The organism is [Mycobacterium] manitobense, from assembly GCF_025821665.1.
GTDB classification, from domain to species: Bacteria; Actinomycetota; Actinomycetes; order Mycobacteriales; family Mycobacteriaceae; genus Mycobacterium; species Mycobacterium arseniciresistens.
In genome coordinates, this window is the sequence record NZ_JACKSJ010000031.1 from 1 (window position 1) to 465 (window position 465).

At 55.3% G+C, this 465-nt stretch carries 1 protein-coding gene; it reads left to right on the forward strand.

The annotated features are described in order from the left end of the window. The coding region (locus tag H7I41_RS04565) for a hypothetical protein (protein ID WP_264011382.1) at positions 1-465 on the forward strand (465 nt) is incomplete at both ends.

A 465-nucleotide genomic window follows, 5' to 3' on the forward strand; every position in this document is an offset into this window, starting at 1 on the left:
AACGACATCCAAAGAGACAGCGCTACTTTCCGCTGCAACGACATCCAAAGAGACAGCGCTACTTTCCGCTGCGCAGAAGCGACGCGACACCGAGATAGCACAGTTACGCGATGCTCAACAAAAACTGTTGGAAGCTGCAACTGCAGTTCAGTCTTACGCGTGGTATGTCGATAGAGACACACGACTCCGAGCTTCAATCAGCGAAGAGCAATGGCACGCATCGCGGGAGTTTGTTGAAAGTGCCGTGATTAGAGCGCAAGAGCTGCGCGCGCTCGCCCGGACACTGCCAACCGATGAATTGCGTGACTCATACGTGGCAGTTGAACGCCTGATAATGCGGGTTGTTCGAGGTAGTGACGACGACACGTTCGACGCCTGGCATGAAGACGTGTCCGGTCCGCAACCAGACACCATCACGCGTGCGATCAATGCAACAGCCGACGCCATTAAGCGGCTCTACGACAC